The organism is Pseudoalteromonas sp. C2R02 (assembly GCF_018860845.1).
GTDB lineage: Bacteria > Pseudomonadota > Gammaproteobacteria > Enterobacterales > Alteromonadaceae > Pseudoalteromonas.
Genome location: NZ_JAHKQC010000024.1, coordinates 32,593 through 56,314, shown reverse-complemented (window position 1 = coordinate 56,314; position 23,722 = coordinate 32,593). Strand labels below are relative to the sequence as shown.

Genomic DNA, 23,722 nt, shown 5'->3' with positions numbered 1-23,722 from the left:
TGTATCAGCAGACCGAATTTATTAAAGAACGAAACATAAGCATAATCAACAGATTTTGCTTGGTGACAATAGCGTTTTGGACCCACCTGATCCCATGCCGAACTCAGAAGTGAAACGAAACAGCGCCGATGATAGTGTGGGGTTTCCCATGTGAAAGTAGGACATCGCCAGGCTCCTAATTAGTAGAAAGCCCAACTCAATGAGTTGGGCTTTTTGCGTTTTGGAGTTTAATATTATTCAGACTAAAGATGCCAATACATCAGGCTCCACTCTCATAATCACAAGAAGAACTCGATACAGAAATGTATTGTTTTTTTGGATTGAGATATTAATTACGAGTAACCTAATCGCAGCTCAAGGCCCGCCTACGTATGTACCTAATAAATCGTCGTTTTTATACTATTTATTAGCCTCTTTCTTTTAATAGAACTACCCGCTTCTAGCCTATTTATTACAGAAATGTTATAAAACAAAAAATAATAAAAAGAAATACTTACATGAAACTTCCAAAGGTAGGGCCAGCCGTTCTAGTTACAGCGGCATTTATAGGACCAGGTACTGTGATAACGGCTTCTCTTGCTGGGGCTAACTATGGTTTTGCATTATTATGGGCTTTGTTATTTTCTATGGTAGCGACCTTAATCTTACAGGAAATGGCATGCCGCCTAGGGGTTGTTACTCAAAAAGGTTTAGGTGAAAATATAAGAGAAGCCTGTACAAACCCATTTCTTAAACTGATAGCAATAAGCTTAACTGTTTCGGCTATTGTGATTGGCAATGGGGCTTATCAAAGTGGTAATATTTTAGGTGCAAGTTTAGGGCTTTCAAATCTCTTTTCTGATATTTACATCACAGCTAACATTTCCTTGTGGCCAATCCTTATAGGTTTTATTGCTTTTACAGTTCTAATAAAGGGTAGTTATAAAATAATTGAGCGGGCACTTATGGTACTTGTGGGTTTAATGAGTATCGCATTTATTGCAACAGCTGTTATTTCAAAGCCTGATCTTGGTATGTTCTTCTCTGGTCTTTTCATTCCAAGCATTCCTAATGGAGCAACTTTGACTGTAATTGCATTAATAGGAACGACTGTTGTACCTTATAATTTATTTTTACACTCATCTAGCGTAAGTAGTAAATGGCAATCACCAAAGCAATTACCTGAGGCGAGGAAAGATCTCTATTTTGCAATCCCTTTAGGTGGATTAATTACGATTGCAATTGTTTCTACAGCAGCATCGGCATTTTTTGGAAGAAATATATCGATTAATAACGCTGCAGATTTAGCACCCGCATTGGCTCCAATCTTTGGTGATTATTCTAGTTTATTTATTGCAATAGGGTTATTTTCTGCTGGTATCTCCTCTGCGATCACTGCGCCGCTTGCAGCAGCTTTTGCTTTAAGTGGCATTCTTAATTTAGATAAAAGTTTAAATTCATATTCATTTAAAGGTATCTGGCTTAGTATTTTATTGATCGGCGTTATAATAGCTAGTTTAGGATATAAACCTGTATCTATCATTTGGTTTGCCCAAGTTGCTAATGGTATTTTACTACCTTTAGTCGCGATTTTTTTAGTTTGGGTTATGAATTCAAAATTACTGGGTGATTATAAAAATAATAAGATACAAAATTTATTAGCTATCAGTGTTGTTTTGGTTACTCTTTTATTAAGTGGCCGAAGCTTAATGTCGGCTTTTGGGATGTTGTAATATGAAGTATATAGATATTAATTGCGATTTAGGCGAAGGTAAATCTCTAGTTGATTGTGAGCATGATGCTAGAATAATGCCTTATATTTCTAGCTGTAACATTGCTTGTGGTGGTCATGCTGGAGATGAAAGTATTATCAAACAGTCTTTACTTAATGCAAAATTAAATGGGCTTAAAATAGGTGCTCACCCAGGATATGAGGACAAAGCAAACTTTGGTCGTGTTTCTTTAGATATTTCAGTCGAAGAAGTCGTAACGAGTATCCAAAAGCAACTTGATTTTTTTCTCAGGATTTCATCAAAACTTAATATTTCAATACATCATATTAAGTTTCATGGTGCGTTATATAATGATCTAGAAAAGCAACCTCAATTAGCCTCTAAGCTAGCAGAGCTAATAAAATATAATTATCTATCCCTAAAAGTTTATGGTCTTGCCAATGGTATATTTGAAAAGCGGTGTATTGCACTCGGTATTGATTTTATAGCCGAAGGTTTTATGGACCGTACTTATGTCTCATCAGGTCATTTAACACCTAGAAGTGAAGAAAATGCTGTTTTGACTGAACAAGCTCTAAGTATCGCTCAAGCGATATCCTTAGCCAGCAATCAAGGAATTAAAACCAGTGATGGTAAAGTTATTACACCCCAGGTGAAAACAATTTGTTTGCATGGTGACAATCCTGAAGCAATTACAATCGCCAAGGCTTTACATTTTCAATTAACCTCTGCTGGATTTTTAATATAGTGAAAATTGAGCAATACGAAATAGTAATGAATGGTGATTCTGCTATTACAATATTATTTAATGATGTTATTTCAGAGGCGTTAACTAAAAATATTACTTGCTTGTCTGAGGTGTTTAGAAATAATTTTCATGAGTTAATAATAGATATTATTCCTGCATATCAAAGTTTAACTGTTTATTTTGATAATGAAAAAATTAAATTTGATAAGTTAACCAAGGATATTGAGTTATTATTAACTCATCCATTACCACAGAAAGTCTATCAGCCAAAAATAATCGAAATTCCTGTGTGTTATGAAGATGAGTTCGCTCCAGATTTAGAGTCGCTTGCCTACTATTGTAAGAAAGATACAGCGCAAGTGATCATTGAGCATACTCAAGCAACTTATTTGGTTCATATGCTTGGTTTTTTACCTGGGTTTCTATATTTGGGGGGTCTATCCGCTAATTTATCTTGCCCTAGGAAGTCGACTCCAGCTATTTCTATTCCTGCCGGTTCAGTGGGTATAGGCGGAAATCAAACCGGGATCTATCCGGTTTCAAGCCCTGGAGGTTGGCATATTATAGGACGCACACCTTTAAATTTATTTAATCCGAACTCTGAACTACCATTTATTGCAAATCCACTTGATAAAGTTAAATTTTCATCGATATCTAAAGATGAATTCTTAGCAATTAAGGAGTGTCTTTAATGAGTTTGTATTTTATAAAATCAGGAATGCAAACGAGTATTCAAGATCTTGGACGTCAAGGGCAAATGCATAATGGTATATCACATAGTGGTGCTATGGATCTTATTGCGTTGAAGGTGGCTAATTGGCTTCTATCTAATCCCTTAAATAGTGCAGTAATTGAAATCACATTAGTTGGACCAGTAATTCGATTTGAACAAGATATGTTTATTGCGATCAGCGGTGCACAATTTGAACTCAGCTTGAATAATAAATCTATTCATAACAATGAAAAAATCCAAGTCACCAGTGGAGATATTTTGTCTTTTGGTAAGTTAATTAATGGTACGAGAGCATATTTAAGTCTTTCTACAAAAATTGATGTTCCCAAGATCTTTAATAGTTATTCAACTCATTTAACAGTTAATTTTGGCGGTTATAAAGGAAGATCCTTTAAAAATGGTGAAAAATTAAATTGTCTCCTACTAGATAGAAATAAAAAAGATGACAAAAAAGTTCCCAAGTATGTAAATAACGCATATACAGGAAGCTATATTCTTAGATGTACAACATCAGTAGAAACCAATTTATTTACTGAGAAACAAAAGGCGAACTTTATCGCTAAAAAATACTCTGTTAATGCCAACTCTAATCGTATGGGAATTAGACTCAACGAAAGCGCATTAGAGTTTGAAAATCCGATAGAAATAACATCTAGTGGATTGATGCAAGGCAGTATTCAAATTACCCCGGCTGGTTTACCTATTATTTCATCTGTGGATGGGCAAACAATTGGTGGCTACCCTAGAATTGCCAATATAATTACTTCAGATCTCCCTTTATTAGGGCAACTTAAAGCGAATGATAAAGTTAGCTTTATGTTTATATCCCATAATCAAGCGAATAAAATATTTAATAAGCAACAGCAAGCATTAAACTTTTTGGATAAATAATTTAGTTCCTCTTTTACTTTGTTAAAGTATTAAATGCTTTAACTACTCTCGTCACGTCCTATTTTTAGACTTTTAATTTATATTTCTTCACAAAGAAGCAACTCATTGATTTTGTTTTTAAAGTGTCATATTTGTAAAATAATTGTTGGAATATTAAATAAAATATATTGCATGCAATGTTAATTTTGTGTTACTTTGTACCTGCTTTAGGGGAAGTATGCTTTTTATTACTGTTTGTATCGAGTAGGAAATCGAGTGTTTTAAATAAAAGCAAAAAGCATTTTATTAATAATGAAATAACAATAGAGGGTAAAATGAAATTAAATAAATTATTTGTAGCAGTATCGACACTACTCGTAGGCGCTTCAGCTTTTGCTGCACAGCAACCAAGTGCGCCTCAATCAGCACCGACAATCCATCAAGAAGAAAAGCATGTCCATGGTATTCCTGAGGTTGTAAATAAAAATACACCTCAAGCACACAGTATTTATCAGCCTATAGATACTAAGGCTTTACATAGTTTAGATAAGCACTCTGTAAATAATACAGTCATGGCTGCTGCGGCATGTGATGTCAATTCATTTACTACTTCAAATGCAAATACTTTAATTAACGCAATAAAATCTCAGGGTTCTACTTGTGTAAATGAATTATTTAATGCTTCTTCTAGCATTCAGCAATCAGCTTATTCGTCAGATAATATGTATTCAGTCGCAAACCATCTTAAAGGTCTTTCGCAATCTTATACCGGTGGAGGTGATCCGGATATTGAAGCGATGTTTTTATACTTAAGAGCAGGTTATTATGTTGAATTTTACAATAATAACGTTAACTTTGTTTCTTGGGTAAAACCGGCGGTTAAAGGTGCTATTGATGCTTTTGTTAATAACGCGCATTTTTATGATGATAATGATGGTCACGGTAAAACATTATCTGAAGTTTTAATTACTATGGATAGCTCTGAGCAACAAGATGTTTATTTACCGGTAGTTAAAGAATGGTTAAGCCGCTGGAATCAAAGTTATGGTGCTAAGTGGAATATGAGAAGCGCAGTAAATAGTATTTTTACTATTTTATTTCGTGGTCAATATAACGATAATTTTAAAGCTTTAGTTGCAAATGATACAACATTAGTTAGTCGCTTAAATAGCTTTACTCAACAGTCTTGGATGGTTAATTCTGATTCAGAATATTTAATCGCTAATGCAGCAAGAGAGCTCGGCCGCATGAAAATGTACACAGGTACTTCAATTCAGGCTACGGTTGATTCAGGCTTAAATAAAATTTTCTCTACTTATCAAATGTATGGCAATGGTGATGCTGTTTGGTTAGGTGCTGCAGATACTGCGAGTTATTATGGCAATTGTAATGATTATAATATTTGTGGGTATGGTGATCAGTTAGAAGCACAAGTACTTTCTCAAACTCATATTTGTAGCCCAACAATTAAAATTCGCTCACAAAACTTAACTGCGACTCAGCAGGCTTCAGCATGTGCCACTATGGGTGCAGAAGAAACTTATTTCCATAATAAAATGGAATCAGGCAGTGTGCCTATCCCAGGTGATAACAACGACCAGTTACAAGTTAATATATTTGATAGCTCAAATGATTATGGCAAATATGGCGGCCCAATTTTTGGTATTGATACTAATAACGGTGGCATGTATTTAGAAGGTGACCCATCAGTTGTTGGCAATATTCCAAACTTTGTTGCTTATGAAGCTGATTACGCAAAAGCAGATCACTATGTCTGGAACTTGGAACATGAATATGTTCATTATTTAGATGGCCGATTTGATTTGTTTGGTGATTTTAATACACCAACAGAAAAAGTAGTATGGTGGGCTGAAGGTGTTGCTGAATATGTTGCAAATCAAAATAATAACCAAGCTGCAATAGATACAATTCATGATGGTTCGGTTTATAGCTTGAGTGCTGTATTTGAAACAACTTACGATGGTTTTGATCAAGACCGAATTTATCGTTGGGGCTATTTAGCAGTTCGTTTTATGTTTGAAAGACATTTTAGCGAAGTTAAAGCGATGCTAGCTGAAACTCGTGCCGGTGATTGGACTGCATATAAAGCACGTTTAAATACTTGGGTCGCTAATTACAGTAATGAATTTACTACTTGGACTCAAACAGTAACGAGTGATACTGGTGGTGGCACGAATCCACCTGCAAATGAAGCACCTATCGTAGATATTAATGGTCCGTATACTGGTGATACAAATATGGCTATTAGCTTTAGTAGTAATGGTAGTTACGACCCTGATGGTACTATCTCTTCATATGCATGGGACTTTGGTGATGGTTCAACAAGTACATTAACTAACCCTAGCCATGCTTATACAAGCGCAGGTCAATATACTGTTTCTTTAACTGTATTAGACAATAACAACGCAACGGCAACAACAACTACTTCAGCAGATATATCAGGTGTAATAGTTCCTGATAACAGCTTGCAAAATGGTGTTTCGATTAATGTTGTTGGAGCGCAAGATTCAGAAACTTTCTATACGATGGAAGTACCTGCAGGAGCAACTGATTTAAGCTTTGAAACTTCAGGTGGCGCCGGTGATGCTGATTTGTATGTACGTTTTGGTTCAGCACCTACAACGAGTACATATGATTGTCGTCCATGGAAAGGTGGCAATAACGAAACATGTACTATTTCAGATGTTCAAGCTGGTACATATCATGTAATGCTACGTGGCTATAATAGTTTTGATACTAATCTTAAAGGTAGTTTTGTAGGTGGCTCTCCAGTTGGTAATATGCCTAATGCATGTGCTGTTCAAGGCCCTCAAACGGGTGGTGAATTACAAAACGGCTCAGAGGCTTGTTTAGGCAGCGGTACTACATGGTTAACTATTGGTGATGTGAGTGCACATTCAAGCATTGCTATCACGTCAGGAAATGGTACAGGTAACTTAGATTTAGAGTTTAGTAACCTAGGGTGGCCAAATAGCTCAAATACTCAAGGTGCTTCTTATAATTCAGGAAATGGTGAATGTATTTACCTAACTAATTTAAGTGAGTACTGGGGCTACATTAAAGTGTCAGGTGAATCTGATGGTGCATCAATAGTTGTTGATTTTGATACAGCAGGGTGTCGTTAATTTAGTTTCTTTATTATTCAAAAAGCCACGGTTTTCCGTGGCTTTTTTGTATTTAAACATATTTTATAATAAGGAAGTGTTGATATTACATGATGTTATAAGCTAGTGTACCTCTTTAAAGGAGAGGTTATGCTAAGTGCTAAAAGTGATTTAAGTTCAACAAATGTTGATTGGTGGTTTATGTATAAATTACCTAAAGGATGTGGGCCTGAAGATAAGGTTAGTTTAGGTAATGAGTATTTATACTTTCAATCAGGACAAAAAACAGCATTAAGTTTATCAAGCAATAAATTAGGCAATGGCCCTCAAGGGGCTTTATTTAATACTTTACAGCAGCTATTTGAAAGTCAAAGTCCTAATGTTGGTTGGATACATTATAATGATGAATATCCAGCTTCAATGCAAAATTCAGATTTTCCACCCAATGTACCTGCAAAATTCTATAGTCAAAATGCAAGAGCTAGCGACAGAGGTAAACCTATAGATCATGGGCATAATGGCCATTGTAAAGGGACATTGGCGTTTGATTTAGAATCAGATACTGCTTTTTGGTTATCTCATTCAACACCACGGATCCCTGGATTGCACTTAGACAATGAACAAGCATTTTTTTATCCTGAGTATGCAGATCAATATGCGCAAACTTTTATCTGTATTAGCTTAAAAAATGTCGCGGCAGCTCAATCAATCGCAAATGTATTACAAGAGCAACATCAACCACAAGTATTTGGTAGCCAATTACCATCAATAATCAAACAAGATTCAGAATATTCTGAGCTTTGGCAATTAGCACAAGGCTCTTTACCTCCTGCTTATAGTGAAAAATATGCTGAAAAACACGGTAAAAAAAGTCCATCAGATCTTACTTTTAAGTCAAAAGAAGGAAAGTCATTTAGGTTACTCGCAAAAAGCGGTGCTTGGTTTGATGATTTTTGGATTGATTTAGTCGGGCCTACCTTAGAAGTGGATTTACGAATAGAAACCTGGCGTAGATTAACAAAAACAGCAGTCCTCCCAACAAAAGACGGTAAAGATATCCCTGATGATTATGGTAAACAAGATTTCATAACGACTTATAAAGGGAGGGAGTATCACCATGAGTTTAAGGATTTAGGTGATAAAGAAATTATAGATGAAATCACCCATGTAGATTTACAAATGCTGAAAGACCATAAAGGAAATATGCTGAGTGATTATCACTGGTCTTATACTAAAGATCACGCTAAATGGGCTATATCTGAAGAGGCAATAGAGCGCGGTAAAACAGATAATGAAACAGATATCCCAACTCATATAAGTTGGGTATGCATTGCTGATATGAACCGAATGACTTCACAAGAAAAACGTGGTGGTGGTGCGATATGCTTTCACGAGCCGCTTCTTTGGCAAAGTTTAAACGAAATAGAAAGAATAAGCGGAAAAATAACTTAAGGAATGAAGATGAAAGTAAAAATTAATTTAGGCGATGAACCATCGGTAAAGTTGGCATTTTCCTACCCAAATATCCCTACTGATAAGCAATCATTAGCTGAAACTGTGCTTCATTGGTGCACACAAATGTTAGAACGCGATGGTTTTTCGGCTAAAGTGGTGAAGGCTGAAGTTATTGTTCAGGAACAAGATGAAAAAATTGAAGTTAAAAGCAAAGAAGATGTGGCATGTTCTGTTAATGTTGAGGCGAAAATCAATTTAAGCAAATCCCATGTTTATTTACAATTAGAAGGGGATGATACGCTTGCTGCTGATTTTGCTATTTATGCTGAAAGATTACCTAAATTACTTAATATCGGTTTAAAAGCATTAAATGATGTTTTTCCAAAATTAGAGAAGGCTGGTAAGTGGGATCCTGAAAAAACAGATAAATGGCGTTTCTTTTTACCATTAGGCTTACCTATGGTTAAACAAAAGTCATTACAATTTTTCCATTATCCGCCAATACGCTTATTAAACCCGATGCAAGATTATTTACAAGATCCTGTGCCTGTACGCTGGGAAGAGCTTTTAATGGCCAATGGCTTAATAACAAAAGCACAGACTCGACTTTATGAAACGGTAATTGATGCCACTCCGATTGCTGCACCAGACGATCAAGGCTCTAAAGTTCCAAAAAATAAAGACAAATTTAAATATGGTTTAATTCCAATAGAGTATTTTACACAGTATCAAAAAGATTTAGTTGAACTGCTATTAAATGATTCAGCTCTTGACTCAGAGTTTACTATTCCTGTTGTGATTTACGGTAAACATCCAAGAGAAGAGTTCGAAACAGTATTTCTCAAAGACACAGATCAAAAGCTAGGGATCAATAAAGTTGCGATAGCAGAAATTATTCCAGGTAAAAAAACGGCTGTTTTAGCTGCTAATCATCCTTATCGTTTCTATGCCCAAGGTCAAATTGGAGATAATTCAAATAAAAACTTTGTTGGCAGTGGTGAATTAGCACCAGGAAAAAAAGAAGGTGTAACAGCTGTTATGAAAGCGGATTTAGCCGCAGCACGTTGGCAAATACTAATGGCTGATAATCCAAATAAAAATCCACATGATTTAATTGAGGAATGCATAACATATTGGAATGATGAAGCGTTATCTGAACAGGTTAATAATCTTGTAGCACATCAAGGTTCATTGTTTTATCCTGATCCTAATTCTGAATCACTTGAGTTTGAGTTTAAAGTGCCACTTTAGTCGACTTTTAAAGAAGTCAGTTTTCTTTTACTGACTTCTTTTCTTTATACTAAACTTAATTTTATACATTCTATATATATTTTGAGCATGATAGGTTTTAGATTTTATTCACTATTATCAATTCTTCTGATTATCATTTTTTGTTTGATGATAGCTCCTGCCTCCGCAAAAAAAACACGTTATACATTAACAATTAATACGGAAGAAATGTTGCCATATAATTTCACTTCAGATTCAGGAGAAATCATAGGGATCAATGTAGATATCATTAAAGCCTTATTTTCTAATGCTGGAGTTAATTACGATATAAAGTTATATCCTTGGACCCGTGCATTTAAAAAAACGCATACCCTAGAAAAAAATGGCTTAATTTCTACAGCTCGCACGGCTGACCGAGAGCAGATGTTTAAATGGGTTGGTCCTTTAGCTTCTGGTCAAGGGTATTTATATAAATTAAAAAGTAGGGGAGATATGCATTTAACATCATTGGATGATGCAAAGAAGTATTCTGTGGCTATTGTTAGAGGCGGTGTTTACCAAGACCTATTCGAAAACTTAGGATTTAAAGTGGGCGAAAACCTGATGCCATTTTCTTATTCAAAACAATATTTTCAGCCATTTTTATTAGGAAAGGTAGATCTGATTTTAGGCTCAGATATTGTTTTACCTTATATATTTCAAAAGCTCGGTTTTAACATTGATCTAGTTGAACCAGCGGTGAAAATGATTGATACACAAGGCAACTTTTTAGCTTTGAATATAAACACTTCTGATGAAATAGTTAAAATCTTAAATGATGAATTACAAAAATTGAAAGATACTGGAGAATTTAAAAAAATAATTGATTCGTATAAATTGAATTAATACGGTTTAGGTATTAAAAAGGAAGCCGAAGCTTCCTTTTTTAAATGAAAAATTAGCTTATTTATAATAGCTTAAACATTTTTCTACTTCGTTTTTAGAGCCTAATATTACTTCAACTCTTTGGTGAATTGCTTCTGGTTCAATATCTAAGATAGGTTGGCCATTTGCAATAGCTAAACCGCCTGCATTTTCAACTAACATCGCCATTGGGTTTGCTTCATATAATAAACGTAATTTATTTGGCTTTTTAGGATCTTTAGTATCGCTAGGGTAAGTAAAAATACCACCACGACATAAAACACGATGCACATCGCCTACCATAGCTGCAATCCAACGCATGTTGAAGTTTTTAGCACGAGGACCAGTATCACCAGCAAGTAAATCATTTATGTAGTTTTGCATTGGTGCGTGCCAATGTCTTTGGTTTGACATATTAACTGCAAACTCTTGTGTATCTGCTGGGATGGTTACAGATTCTTCAGTTAATAAGAAGCTACCGTGCGTTTTATCTAATGTATATAAACGTGTTGCTTTACCTGTTGTAAGTGCCAACATCGTAGATGGGCCATACAATACATAACCTGCAGCAACTTGTTTTCTACCAGCTTGCATAAAGATGCTTGGATCAGCTGCATCAGAACCTTCAGGCGCTTCCATAATAGAGAAGATAGTACCTACCAATGAGTTAATATCGATATTTGATGAACCATCTAATGGATCAAAAGATACAATATATTTCGCATCAGGGTTACCTGCTACTGTGTAGTCTTCTTCTTCTGAAGCGATAGCTTTTACGTAACCAGACTCTAATAAAATGTCTTTCAATAATTGATTAGACAGCACATCTAATTTTTTTTGAGTTTCACCTTGAATATTTTCATCTAATGTTGAACCAAGTACGCCTGATAATGCACCTTGACCAACTCTGAATGAAATTTCTTTACAGGCAGCAAGGGTTGTTCGGATCAAAGATAGTAATTCTCTTGGACAGCCATCTTCAAGCAATACCGGTGGTAATCTACGCATTTTTAATTCCTGAAACTAATAGTATGTATGATTTTTGCAGTAGTGAGAGTGCAAAATCAGTAACGCTGGTTAATTAATTTGTTTGATAATTCTGTATATTGTGTATCATTCTAACAATATTTTTAAGTTATTAACTTAAAATATCAAACTTGAACTTAACTTTAACTACAAAAATAAAAGATAAAACTATGCTAAAACTTAAGTCTTTTGTACTTTTAACTTCACTCTTGCTGTTATCTATTGTAACTCAAGCACACGCCGCACTTAAATCTATTGACGATTTTACCAAGGATATGAACAGATTTCCTGGCTATTTCACATTTTTTTATGATGAAAATAGCGGAAATTTATACCTAAAATTAGATAAATTAGCTCAACCTTTTTTATTACAGCAAAGTTTACCCCATGGTTTAGGGTCTAACGATATTGGTTTAGATCGTGGGCAGATGGGTGAAACACGCTATGTTCAGTTTGAAAAAATGGGTAATAAAGTGATGTTAAGACAACTTAATACTTATTATCGGGCAAATACCTCAAATAAAGCTGAACAACAAAGTATCAAAGAAGCATTTGCTTCTAGCATTTTACATGGTTTTAAAGTTTCAGCGCAAAATGCTGACAGCGTTTTAATAGATTATACACCTTACTTATTATCCGATGTGCATGGTGTATCTCGTACTCTATCTAAGCGTAAACAAGGTAGTTATTCAGTCGATAAAAGCAGAAGTGCTGTATTTATGGCGCGTTCAAAGTCTTTTGCTAAAAATACAGAGCTTGAAGCTGTGTTAACTTTTAAAGGTTCAAAACCTGGTAAGCATGTTCGCCAAGTATCAGCTGATCCTTATTCAATTAGTTTAAATTTACATCATTCTTTAATTGAACTGCCCGATGATAATTATCAGCCCCGTAAATTTCATCCGCAATCAGGCTACTGGAGCATAGAACATAAAGACTATGCAGCACCATTAGGTGAATCTATGTTTGTACGTTATATCCCTCGCCATAGATTAATTAAAAAGGACCCAAGCGCTAAAATCAGTGAGCCAGTTGAACCTATTACTTATTATTTAGATCCGGGCGTACCAGAACCTGTAAAAACAGCATTATTAGAGGGTGCACGCTGGTGGGATGATGCTTTTACAGCTGCGGGCTTTAAAAATGCTTATGTAGTTAAAATATTACCTGAACACGCCGATCCTATGGACATTCGTTATAACGTAATTCAATGGGTTCATCGCGCAACACGGGGTTGGTCATATGGTTCATCTGTCATAGATCCTCGCACAGGTGAAATTATTAAAGGTCATGTGACTTTAGGTTCGTTACGTGTTCGCCAAGATATCTTATTAGCAGAATCATTAGCAGCGCCTTATAAAACAGGTAATGAGTTAAGTGATGATCCTGTTCGCGCACAATTACATAAAATGGCGCTAGATCGTATTCGCCAGTTAAGTGCGCATGAGGTTGGACATACACTAGGTATTGCACATAACTTTTCATCATCTATAAAAGACCGTGCTTCTGTAATGGATTATCCGCACCCACTTATTAGCTTTAATGAGAATGGCAGCTTAAATACACAAGCCGGTTATGCGGCAGGCATGGGCGAGTGGGATACACAAGTCGTTAAATATGGCTATAGTGAATTTGGCCAAAACGAAGCGCAAGAATTAGCTGCAATCTTAGCTGAGAATAAAAATAAAGGGTTAGAGTTTATATCTGATTCTGATGCAAGACCAACAGGCGGCGCGCATCCAACAGCGCACCTTTGGGATAATGGCAAAGCACCTGCAGCTGAATTGACTCGTTTATTATCTATTCGTAAAAAAGCGCTCAATCAGTTTGGTTTAAACAATATTAAGTCTGGTACTGCAATATCTCAATTGGAAGAAGTTTTAGTGCCTTTATATTTATTACATCGCTTTCAAGTTCAAGCGGTTGCTAAACTGATTGCTGGTGTTGATTATGATTATGAAGTTCGAACGGGTGATACTGCAAAAGGCGCTCAAATCGTAGATAAAGGAAAGCAGCTGGTGGCTTTGAATGCTTTATTAACCACGCTTGATGCAAAAGTGTTGGTTATGCCTGAATCAATATTATCTTTGATCCCGCCTAAAGCATATGGTGAATATAAAACACGTGAAAGCATTAAAGGCAGAACAGGTCTTACATTAGATGCGATGGCATTGGCAGAAACATCAATCAATCATAGTTTAAAGCAATTATTAAATAGCCAAAGACTAAACAGATTAAATCAACAAGGTGCTCGCTCAGCTAATAACCTGAACTTAGATGATTTAATATCAGCATTAAATAAAGCTGTTTTTGAGAAAAACGAAGATTCAGGGTTAACTGCTTTAGTTGCAAAACGTATTTCATATTTAACGGTAAAAGCGATTGCTGATAAAGCAGCTGATACAAATGTTGAGCCGGAAGTACAAGCACAACTAAAATTTTACTTAGTCAATTTAGCTGATGAGTTAGGCGAAGTATCATTTTGGCAAAATAAATCTGCAGCAGATAACCAGTTTAAGGTATATTTGTCACAGCAAATTAAAACGTATTTAAATACTGGAGAATGGTCTAAAGATTTTAAAGCTTTAGCTATGCCACCAGGTTCGCCAATTTAATCATGTTTTTATAATATATTTTTATTTGCCCGGTTTATCCGGGCATTTTTTTAGGATGAATTTTCTCTCTATGCATATTCATATTTTAGGTATTTGCGGCACCTTTATGGGTGGGATCGCAGCTTTGGCTAAATCTCTGGGACATACAGTTACTGGCTCAGATCAAAATGTTTACCCGCCTATGAGCACTCAACTTGAAGAGCTAGGCATTGAGTTAACACAAGGGTATGACCCAAAACAGCTAGAGCCTAAACCTGATATGGTTGTGATTGGCAATGCGATGAGTCGTGGTAATCCATGTGTGGAATATGTACTAGAAAAAGGTTTACCTTATACATCAGGTCCTGAATGGCTAAAGCATAATTTATTACAAGACTGTTGGGTATTAGCTGTATCAGGAACTCATGGCAAAACAACAACATCAAGTATGTTAGCTTGGATTTTGGAATATGCGGGATTAAAACCTGGCTTTTTAATTGGTGGCGTAGTGCAAAATTTTGGTATTTCAGCCCGATTAGGCGAAACACCATTTTTTGTAATAGAAGCTGATGAATACGATACAGCTTTTTTTGATAAGCGTAGTAAATTTGTACATTACCTACCAAGAACCTTAATTTTAAATAATCTTGAATTCGATCATGCTGATATATTTAAAGATCTAGAAGCAATTCAAACCCAATTCCATCATTTAATGCGTGTGTTACCGCAAAATGGTAAATCGATTTGGCCAAGTGAAGATAAAGCATTAGAACAAGTGATTGATAAAGGTTGTTGGAGCGAAACGGAACAATTGGGTAAAGATTGGTCATATAACTTATTAGCAGAAGATGGAAGTGAGTTTGAAGTTTTACTAGCCGGACAAGTTTTAGGAAAAGTAACTTGGCAAGCAATTGGCGAGCATAATGTAAAAAATGCCATGATGGCAATTTCAGCCGCCAGACACGTTGGGATTTCTGTTGAACACGCTATTGATGCGTTAGCTGAATTTATTTCTCCAAAACGCCGTATGGAATTATTAGAAGTAGTAAATAATATTACTGTTTATGATGATTTTGCCCATCACCCAACTGCAATCAAAACAACTTTAGCAGGTTTAAGAGCTAAAGTTGGTAATGCAAAAATACATGCTATTTTAGAGCCGAGATCTAACACAATGAAAATGGGTGTTCATCAAAATACACTGATTAATTCATTAAGTGATGCTGATAATGTTTATTTATTTGAACCTGAAAACCTTAATTGGTCATTAGCACAAGCAGCCAAAGAGGTTGATGCTGACTGCTTACAAAATATTGATGGTATAATTGCGAAAGTACTTGAAAATATCAATCAAGATGAGCATATATTGATTATGAGCAATGGCGGCTTTAACGGTATTCATCAAAAGCTGATCGGCGCATTAAAAAATAAATTTGGGATCACAAATGCTTAAAACCAACACTGAGTTTAATTCGCCAATTACTTTAGCTTTTAGTGGTGCATCTGGTGCACCATATGGTTTAAGATTATTGGAAGTATTAGTTGCTCAAAACTATCAGGTATATGTTCTGATTTCATCAGCTGCTCGCGTAGTACTTGATACTGAATCTGATATAAAACTTTCTGGTAATGAGGGTAAAGCAACTGAGCAATTAACCGCTTTGGTAAATGCGAAACCAGAACAAATAAAAGTATTTGGCAAAGACAATTGGTTTAGCCCGGTTGCTTCTGGCTCGGCTGCACCTAAAAAAATGATTGTATGTCCTTGTAGTGCAGGTACTGTATCAGCAATTGCCATGGGGGCTTCTGATAATTTATTAGAGCGCGGCGCTGATGTTGTGATTAAAGAGCGCGGCCAATTAATCTTAGTACCACGAGAAACACCCTTTAGTGAAATACACTTAGAAAACATGTTAAAACTGGCAAGAATGGGCGTCACCATAATGCCTGCCGCACCCGGTTTTTACCATAAACCACAAACAATTGATGACTTAGTAGATTTTATGGTTGGCAGAATTTTAGACCATTTATCTATTGAGCACGACCTTCAAAAACGTTGGGGCTATCAGTCCTAGTATTTCAGAAATTTATTTTTTGGTATCTGCGTCGGATACCCATAAAAAGAGAATAAAATGACAGTTGCGCTTAGTATTTCTGGTTTGAAAAAAACCTATAAAAATGGGGTTGAAGCCGTAAAAGGTATCGACTTAAAAGTAAATAAAGGTGATTTTTTTGCCTTGTTAGGTCCAAATGGTGCAGGTAAATCGACCACAATTGGGGTTATTGCTTCTCTTGTGAATAAATCACAAGGTAAAGTCGAAATTTTTGGTCATGATATTGATACTGATTTGGAGCTTGCTAAGTCTGAACTTGGTTTAGTGCCACAAGAATTTAATTTTAGTATGTTTGAAACCCTAAATAATATTTTGGTAACACAAGCAGGTTATTACGGTGTGCCACGCAAGCTTGCATTTGAGCGTGCTGAAAAATACCTAAAGCAACTAGAGCTTTTTGATAAAAAAGATATGGCTGCGCGTACTTTATCTGGCGGTATGAAGCGAAGGTTAATGATTGCACGTGCATTAATGCATGAACCTAAAGTATTGATTCTTGATGAACCAACTGCGGGTGTGGATATTGAGTTAAGGCGTTCTATGTGGGAGTTCTTGCAAGAACTTAACGAGCAAGGCGTCACAATAATATTAACCACCCATTATTTAGAAGAAGCCGAGATGCTTTGTAAGAATATTGCGATAATAGATAAAGGCATCATAGTTGAAGATACCAGCATGAAGTCTTTATTAGCAACATTGGATAAAGAAACAATCATTTTGGATTTAAAGCAGCCAGTTAAAAAAGTAAATTTGAGTGGTTATGATTTTAGAATGACTGATGATCACACATTAGAAGTTGATATTGTTAAATCTCAAGGTCTAAATAGCATTTTTGAGCAGTTAAGCGCACAAGAGAATACGGTTTTAAGTATGCGTAATAAATCTAATCGATTAGAAGAGTTATTCATTTCTTTATTAAATAAAAACAAAGCAAATAATAGTGAGGTTGCATAATGGATTTTACAGGTAACCTTATCGCGTTAAAAAGCATTTGGATTAAAGAGTGTATTCGTTTTTTACGAATTTGGGTGCAAACTTTAGTACCGCCAGCAATCACGATGACACTTTACTTTGTGATATTTGGTAATTTGATTGGTTCTCGTATTGGTGAAATGGGCGGTTTTAATTACATGGAATTTATTGTTCCAGGGTTAATTATGATGTCGGTTATTACTAACTCGTATTCCAATGTCGCCTCCGCCTTTTATTCAACTAAATTTCAAAAAAGTATTGAAGAATTGCTGGTATCTCCGGTGCCCAATTACATTATTGTATTAGGTTATATGGGCGGCGGCATGACTCGCGGCTTATTAGTTGGCTTAATTGTGACTTGTGTTTCAATGTTTTTTGTTGATATTCAAATTCATAATTTAGGCATTATTGTATTAACGGTCTTTTTAACTTCAGCAGTATTTTCATTGGCTGGGTTAATTAATGCGGTGTTTGCTAATAGCTTTGATGATATCAGCATAATCCCTACATTTATCTTAACACCACTGACTTATTTAGGTGGCGTATTTTACTCAATCACATTATTGCCTGATTTTTGGCAAACTGTATCGCAAATAAATCCTATCATTTATATGGTAAATGCTTTTAGATTTGGATTTTTAGGCTATACAGATGTGAACTTAACAGTGGCATTTACTGTATTAGTTGTATTTATTACTGTGTTATTTATTACCGCATTAACATTAATTAAAAAAGGCATAGGGCTACGTCATTAATGAATGAATCAAATTCAAATCCAGCTAATTCAAGAAGTATTACAACTAACCAGACAGGCTTAAATGAAAAGCTTGATGAGGTGGTTTTACGTCACTTAAATGCTGAATTTAAAAAGCCAATTAGCGAACATACACAAATTGCATTTGATGAAATCAATGCCAAAGTTAAAGCATTTGGCGGTGATATTATTTTAGACTCTTGCTGTGGTGTAGGTGAAAGCACAGCTAATATCGCTAAGTTGCACCCTGATGCTCTGATTATCGGGATAGATAAGTCTGCGCATAGGTTAGAAAAGCACGATGTTGAGTACAAACAAACTGAAGAAGGCCAGTATATTTTAGCTCGTGCAGATTTAAATGATTTTTGGCGTTTGGCTGTTGAGCATAAATGGAATATTAGTCACCATTATTTGTTATATCCAAACCCTTGGCCTAAAGCAAAGCATTTACAGCGTCGTTGGCACGGTGCTGCTGTTTTCCCTTATATCATTCAATTAGGTGGCAAGTTGGAACTGAGAAGTAATTGGAAAACTTATGTTGATGAATTCGCTCGTGCATTAGAACTTGCAAAGCTTAAAACGCAAGTGGAGCTCTATCAATCAGATGAGTCAATTACACCATTTGAGCGAAAGTATTGGGCTAGTGGCCAAAAGAGCCATAGGCTTGTTATAGCGTTATAGCTTACAAGATATAAAGCGGACTATTATGTTCGCTTTTTTTATGACCAAATTTCAATCTATGGAAGTGATTTTAAAAACAAGTTTGCTTAATTTTTATTTATAAATTCGCAATATTTGATATTTTAGTTACAAATAGACTGACAAATTTAGCTAATAACGAGACATTTTATAGATTTTTGAGTAAAGTTAACGAAATTTGCTAAGACCTTAACCGTGATTAGATCAAATTGTTTACTTAAAGACAGTCAATGAACGAGCAACAAATGAATATAAAGCGCAGTGCAGTAGCTTCTGAAGAAAGTTTAATGCGGATTTTTACCGCTCCCGAAGCGCCGGGATCAACTTTAAATAGAATCGAAAAAGAAATTTCAAGTAACTTAGTGGGTTTTTTAAATGAAAACATAGCCGCTATTGAAAAACCTTTACATGAAATTGAGAAAGACTTTCAAGACTCACAAATACCAGAGCAACCCACATTTGTTTCTGATCATGCTAATACCATTATGGAAAAGCTTGTTGCTCATTCTGTTCATACGGCTGCGCCTAGTTTTGTTGGCCATATGACCTCTGCTTTACCACATTTTGTTTTACCTTTATCTAAGCTAATGGTTGGTCTAAATCAAAACTTAGTGAAAATTGAAACATCAAAAGCATTTACGCCATTAGAAAGACAAGTTTTAGGCATGATGCATCATTTAGTATATGGCGAAAATAATGACTTTTATCAGAAGTGGATGCACAGCGCTAAAAACTCCTTAGGTGCTTTTTGTTCTGGCGGTACTATCGCTAATATTTCTGCATTATGGATCGCACGCAATCGTTTATTAAAATCTGATGGTGACTTTAAAGGCATTACAAGTGAAGGCTTGATGGCTGCAATGTTGCATTATGGTTATAAAGGACTCGCTGTTTTAGTATCTGAGCGAGCCCATTACTCTTTGGGTAAAGCTGCAGATATTTTAGGTGTTGGTCGAAACAACTTTATTGCGATTGAAACTGCTGATGACAATAAAGTTAATGTACAGGCTATGCGAGAAAAAGCACATGAGCTTGAAAGCCAAGGCATTAAAGTGATGGCTATCGTGGGTGTTGCTGGTACTACTGAAACGGGCAACATAGATCCTTTAATAGAATTAGCGGATTTAAGTGAAGAGCTAGACTGTCATTTTCATGTTGATGCAGCTTGGGGTGGCGCAACTTTATTATCGAACAACAATAGACATTTGCTCAAAGGCGTAGAAAGAGCTGATTCAATTACGATAGATGCACATAAACAAATGTATGTGCCTATGGGATCTGGATTAGTTTTGTTTAAAAACCCTGAAGCTTCAAATGTAATAGAGCATCATGCTGAATATATCTTAAGAAAAGGTTCAAAAGATTTAGGTAGCCATACATTAGAGGGAAGTCGCCCTGGAATGGCAATGCTAGTGCATGCATGTTTGCAGATCATTGGCCGTGAAGGCTATGAAATGTTGATTGATAAAGGCATAGAAAAAGCCCGTTTTTTTGCTGATTTAATTCATTCATCAAATGATTTTGAGGTGGTTACTGAGCCTGAACTGTGTATTTTAACTTACAGGTATGTACCACAAAAAATTAAACAACTGTTACTCGCAGAAGGTGAAGACGCCTTAGATGAGCAAACAAAGTTAGATATCTATATCGCATTGAATCGATTAACAGCAAGTATTCAAAAGAGACAAAGGGAACAAGGGTTTTCATTTGTATCTCGTACACGATTAACACCTGCTCAGTATAATAAATTACCAACAGTTGTATTTAGAGTTGTTTTGGCAAATCCTTTAACTTCTGAGCAGATATTGAAAGATATTCTTGAAGAACAAAAAGAGTTAGCTGCGAGTGACCCTATTTTCAAAAAATACTTAAGTAAATATTGCGAATAAAGGACATTTTAGCGAAGCTTCATCATAATGAGCTTCGCTAAAGTTATTTTATCTTTGATAAAGGCGATAACTTACTTGCCCTGCATTTTTTTCTTTTATTAATTGCCAGTTGTTGGGTGCTTTAAATCCTTTTAAGTCACTTTCTATTTCTAAATATATTAATGCATCTTCATTGAGTAGAGAAAAATCTTCTAGTTTTTGGCAACTTATTTGTGCAAGGTCTTGTCTAAATGGCGGATCTACAAATACTAAGTCAAACTTTTCATTTAACTGTTCTAATAATTTCAATGTATCACCTACAAATAGCTGCGCATTTTCAACTTTTAGCGTTTGTAAATTGTCTTTAAGCTGTTTAGCTGCCCCTTGATCTAACTCTAAAAAAGTCGCACTTTTTGCGAACCTTGATAAAGCTTCAAAACCTAAACCGCCAGAGCCTGAAAAGCAATCCAGCACCTTGGCATCTCTGATATCTGTCATTAGCCAATTAAAAACGGTTTCTTTTACACGATCAGTTGTTGGTCGTAATCCTGTTACATCTTGCACTGGTAGTTTACGACCACGATATTGACCGCTAATGATCCGAATATGACCTGCATTGCTTTTATTTGATTTAGTCGTCTTTTTCTTCATCTTATGTGAAAGTCTTCTATGAAAGTGTTAACATTGCAAGATTGCGTATATATACATTTTATCAGATTTATTTGAGTGGTTATTAACAAGCATGGCAAAAAAAAATAAATTTCTTTCTTGGTTAGGTTTTGGCGGCAAAAAAGATAACGAAGAAACACAAAAAGCAGAAGAGTTAGCAGCACAAGAAGCCGCTGAACAAGCAAAAATTGAAGCAGAACGTTTGGTACAAGAAAAAGCTGAACTATTAGCAAAAGAACAAGCTGCAGAGCAAGAACGAATTGAAGCTGAGCGTTTAGCGCAAGAAAAAGCTGAACTGTTAGCAAAAGAGCAAGCTGCAGAACAAGCTCGAGTTGAAGCGCAGCGTTTAGCGCAAGAAAAAGCTGAACTATTAGCAAAAGAACAAGCTGCAGAGCAAGAACGAATTGAAGCGCAGCGTTTAGCACAAGAAAAAGCTGAACAGTTAGCAAAAGAGCAAGAACGAATTGAAGCTGAGCGTTTAGCGCAAAAAAAAGCTGAACTATTAGTAAAAGAACAAGCTGCAGAGCAAGAACGAATTGAAGCAGAGCGTTTGGCTCAAGAAAAAGCTGAACAGTTAGCAAAAGAGCAAGCTGCAGAGCAAGAACGAATTGAAGCTGAGCGTTTAGCGCAAGAAAAAGCTGAACTATTAGCAAAAGAGCAAGCTGCAGAGCAAGAACAAGTTGAAACGCAGCGTTTAGCGCAAGAACAGGCAATAGTTGAAGCAGAACGTTTGGCTCAAGAACAAGCTGCAGAACAGGCAATAGTTGAAGCAGAGCGTTTGGCTCAAGAACAAGCTTCAGAACAGGCGCGTATTGAAGCAGAGCGTTTGGCTCAAGAACAAGCTGCAGAACAAGATCGTATTGAAGCAGAGCGTTTGGCTCAAGAACAAGCTGCAGAGCAAGCTCGTATTGAAGCAGAGCGTTTGGCTCAAGAACAAGCTGCAGAACAGGCTCGTATTGAAGCAGAGCGTTTGGCTCAAGAACAAGCTGCAGAGCAGGCTCGTATTGAAGCAAAGCGTTTGGCTCAAGAACAAGCTGCAGAGCAAGCTCGTATTGAAGCAGAACGTTTAGCACAAGAACAAGCTGCAGAACAGGCTCGTATTGAAGCAGAGCGTTTGGCTCAAGAACAAACTGCAGAACAGGCGCGTATTGAAGCAGAGCGTTTAGCACAAGAACAAGCTGAGCAAGAAGCTGCGGAACAAGCAAAACTTGAAGCAGAACGTTTAGAGCAAGAAAAAGCAGAAAAACCGAAAAAGAAACAAGGTTTTTTCAGCAAACTAAAAAATAGCTTAATAAAAACCAAGCAAAATTTAGGTTCTGGTTTAGCGAGTATATTTTCAGGTAAAAAAATTGATGATGATTTATTTGAAGACTTGGAAACTCAACTATTAACTGCCGATTTAGGTGTTGATACAACCGTTAAGTTAATTGATGGATTAACTAAAACCGCTGATCGTAAACAACTTAAAGACGGTGAAGCTTTATATGAAATTCTAAAACAAGATATGGCTAATATGCTTGAGCAAGCAGAAAAACCACTTGATATAGAATTAGAAGAACATACGCCTTTTGTTATCTTAATGGTAGGTGTAAATGGTGTTGGTAAAACAACAACCATAGGTAAACTTGCTAAGCAGTTTCAAGAACAAGGTAAATCAGTTATGTTAGCTGCTGGTGATACCTTTAGAGCCGCAGCTGTTGAGCAGTTACAAGTTTGGGGTGAAAGAAATGATATCCCTGTAATTGCACAGCATACAGGGGCTGATAGTGCATCAGTTGTATTTGATGCGTTAGAAGCTGCAAGAGCACGTAAAGTAGATGTTTTAATTGCAGATACCGCTGGGCGTTTACAAAATAAAGACCACTTAATGGTAGAACTTGAAAAAATATCTCGAGTGATGAAAAAGTTAGATCCAAACGCGCCACATGAAGTAATGCTTACAATAGATGCTGGTACTGGTCAAAACGCCATTAGCCAAGTTGATTTATTTAATAAGGCTGTAGGGCTAACTGGTATTACATTAACTAAGTTAGATGGTACTGCAAAGGGTGGCGTTATCTTTGCGGTTGCAGATAAATTTAATATTCCAATTAGATACATAGGTGTTGGTGAAGGCATTGATGATTTAAGACCTTTCAAAAGCAAAGATTTTATAGATGCTTTATTTAGTCAAGATACTGAAAATCAAAAATAATGCTTAATGAATGAAATAAAGATATAGTAGAGGGGCGCTTAGCGCCCTTTTTTATATCT

General features: G+C 35.9%; 18 protein-coding genes and 1 rRNA gene. 17 read left to right on the top strand and 2 right to left on the bottom strand.

What is annotated here, in order from left to right; all coding sequences use genetic code 11:
• The first annotated feature begins 58 nt into the window (after positions 1-58).
• From rrf to KO527_RS08115, 9 genes are all read left to right on the top strand, one after another.
• Positions 59-173 (top strand): 5S ribosomal RNA (rrf, locus tag KO527_RS08155).
• Between the two features lie 324 nt (positions 174-497).
• Entirely contained in the window at positions 498-1,712 is a 1,215-nt protein-coding gene (locus tag KO527_RS08150; protein WP_216039838.1) for an Nramp family divalent metal transporter, read from the top strand.
• 1 nt (position 1,713) lies between these two features.
• Positions 1,714-2,460, top strand: coding sequence for a 5-oxoprolinase subunit PxpA (pxpA, locus tag KO527_RS08145; RefSeq protein WP_216039837.1), 747 nt, complete (start codon positions 1,714-1,716; stop codon positions 2,458-2,460).
• Positions 2,460-3,152 carry a 5-oxoprolinase subunit PxpB gene (gene pxpB / locus KO527_RS08140; protein ID WP_216039836.1) on the top strand — a complete coding sequence of 231 codons (693 nt, stop codon included), beginning with the start codon at positions 2,460-2,462 and terminating at the stop codon, positions 3,150-3,152. The genes pxpA and pxpB overlap by 1 nt, the downstream gene beginning before the upstream one ends.
• Positions 3,152-4,084 carry a biotin-dependent carboxyltransferase family protein gene (locus KO527_RS08135; protein ID WP_216039835.1) on the top strand — a complete coding sequence of 311 codons (933 nt, stop codon included), beginning with the start codon at positions 3,152-3,154 and terminating at the stop codon, positions 4,082-4,084. Before pxpB ends, KO527_RS08135 begins: the two co-directional genes overlap by 1 nt.
• 314 nt (positions 4,085-4,398) lie before the next feature.
• Positions 4,399-7,209, top strand: coding sequence for a collagenase (locus KO527_RS08130; RefSeq protein ID WP_216039834.1), 2,811 nt, complete (start codon positions 4,399-4,401; stop codon positions 7,207-7,209).
• Positions 7,210-7,338: 129 nt separating this feature from the next.
• Positions 7,339-8,640 (top strand): deoxyribonuclease II family protein, encoded by a 1,302-nt coding sequence (locus KO527_RS08125; protein ID WP_216039833.1) that lies wholly within the window; start codon positions 7,339-7,341, stop codon positions 8,638-8,640.
• Between the two features lie 9 nt (positions 8,641-8,649).
• Complete coding sequence (locus tag KO527_RS08120) at positions 8,650-9,894, top strand: hypothetical protein (RefSeq protein WP_216039832.1); 1,245 nt, start codon at positions 8,650-8,652, stop codon at positions 9,892-9,894.
• A gap of 87 nt (positions 9,895-9,981) precedes the next feature.
• On the top strand, positions 9,982-10,758 hold the full coding sequence (locus tag KO527_RS08115) for a transporter substrate-binding domain-containing protein (RefSeq protein WP_216039831.1): 777 nt from the start codon (positions 9,982-9,984) through the stop codon (positions 10,756-10,758).
• Between the two features lie 57 nt (positions 10,759-10,815).
• Here the strand turns inward: KO527_RS08115 and KO527_RS08110 are convergent, their stop codons facing one another.
• Positions 10,816-11,784, bottom strand: coding sequence for a class 1 fructose-bisphosphatase (locus KO527_RS08110; protein WP_042148249.1), 969 nt, complete (start codon positions 11,782-11,784; stop codon positions 10,816-10,818).
• 188 nt (positions 11,785-11,972) lie between these two features.
• On the opposite strand from KO527_RS08110, the gene KO527_RS08105 reads away from it, so the two are divergent.
• The 7 genes from KO527_RS08105 to panP all read left to right on the top strand — a co-directional run bounded on the left by KO527_RS08105 (position 11,973) and on the right by panP (position 20,821).
• Positions 11,973-14,414 (top strand): zinc-dependent metalloprotease, encoded by a 2,442-nt coding sequence (locus KO527_RS08105; protein WP_216039830.1) that lies wholly within the window; start codon positions 11,973-11,975, stop codon positions 14,412-14,414.
• A gap of 70 nt (positions 14,415-14,484) precedes the next feature.
• Entirely contained in the window at positions 14,485-15,846 is a 1,362-nt protein-coding gene (gene mpl, locus KO527_RS08100; protein WP_216039829.1) for a UDP-N-acetylmuramate:L-alanyl-gamma-D-glutamyl-meso-diaminopimelate ligase, read from the top strand.
• Positions 15,839-16,468, top strand: a complete 630-nt coding sequence (locus KO527_RS08095) for a flavin prenyltransferase UbiX (protein WP_216039828.1) — start codon at positions 15,839-15,841, stop codon at positions 16,466-16,468. Before mpl ends, KO527_RS08095 begins: the two co-directional genes overlap by 8 nt.
• Before the next feature lie 57 nt (positions 16,469-16,525).
• Complete coding sequence (locus KO527_RS08090; protein ID WP_216039827.1) at positions 16,526-17,461, top strand: ABC transporter ATP-binding protein; 936 nt, start codon at positions 16,526-16,528, stop codon at positions 17,459-17,461.
• Positions 17,461-18,234: an ABC transporter permease gene (locus KO527_RS08085; protein ID WP_216039826.1), complete on the top strand. Its 774-nt coding sequence runs from the start codon at positions 17,461-17,463 to the stop codon at positions 18,232-18,234. Before KO527_RS08090 ends, KO527_RS08085 begins: the two co-directional genes overlap by 1 nt.
• Positions 18,234-18,914, top strand: coding sequence for an SAM-dependent methyltransferase (locus tag KO527_RS08080; RefSeq protein ID WP_216039825.1), 681 nt, complete (start codon positions 18,234-18,236; stop codon positions 18,912-18,914). Before KO527_RS08085 ends, KO527_RS08080 begins: the two co-directional genes overlap by 1 nt.
• A 263-nt stretch (positions 18,915-19,177) precedes the next feature.
• Positions 19,178-20,821, top strand: a complete 1,644-nt coding sequence (gene panP / locus KO527_RS08075) for a pyridoxal-dependent aspartate 1-decarboxylase PanP (protein WP_216039840.1) — start codon at positions 19,178-19,180, stop codon at positions 20,819-20,821.
• A gap of 48 nt (positions 20,822-20,869) precedes the next feature.
• Here panP and rsmD read toward each other — a convergent pair whose 3' ends face one another.
• On the bottom strand, positions 20,870-21,451 hold the full coding sequence (gene rsmD / locus KO527_RS08070) for a 16S rRNA (guanine(966)-N(2))-methyltransferase RsmD (RefSeq protein WP_216039824.1): 582 nt from the start codon (positions 21,449-21,451) through the stop codon (positions 20,870-20,872).
• Between the two features lie 91 nt (positions 21,452-21,542).
• Between rsmD and ftsY the strand changes: the two genes are divergently transcribed.
• Positions 21,543-23,663 (top strand): signal recognition particle-docking protein FtsY, encoded by a 2,121-nt coding sequence (gene ftsY / locus KO527_RS08065; protein ID WP_216039823.1) that lies wholly within the window; start codon positions 21,543-21,545, stop codon positions 23,661-23,663.
• Positions 23,664-23,722: the final 59 nt, after the last annotated feature.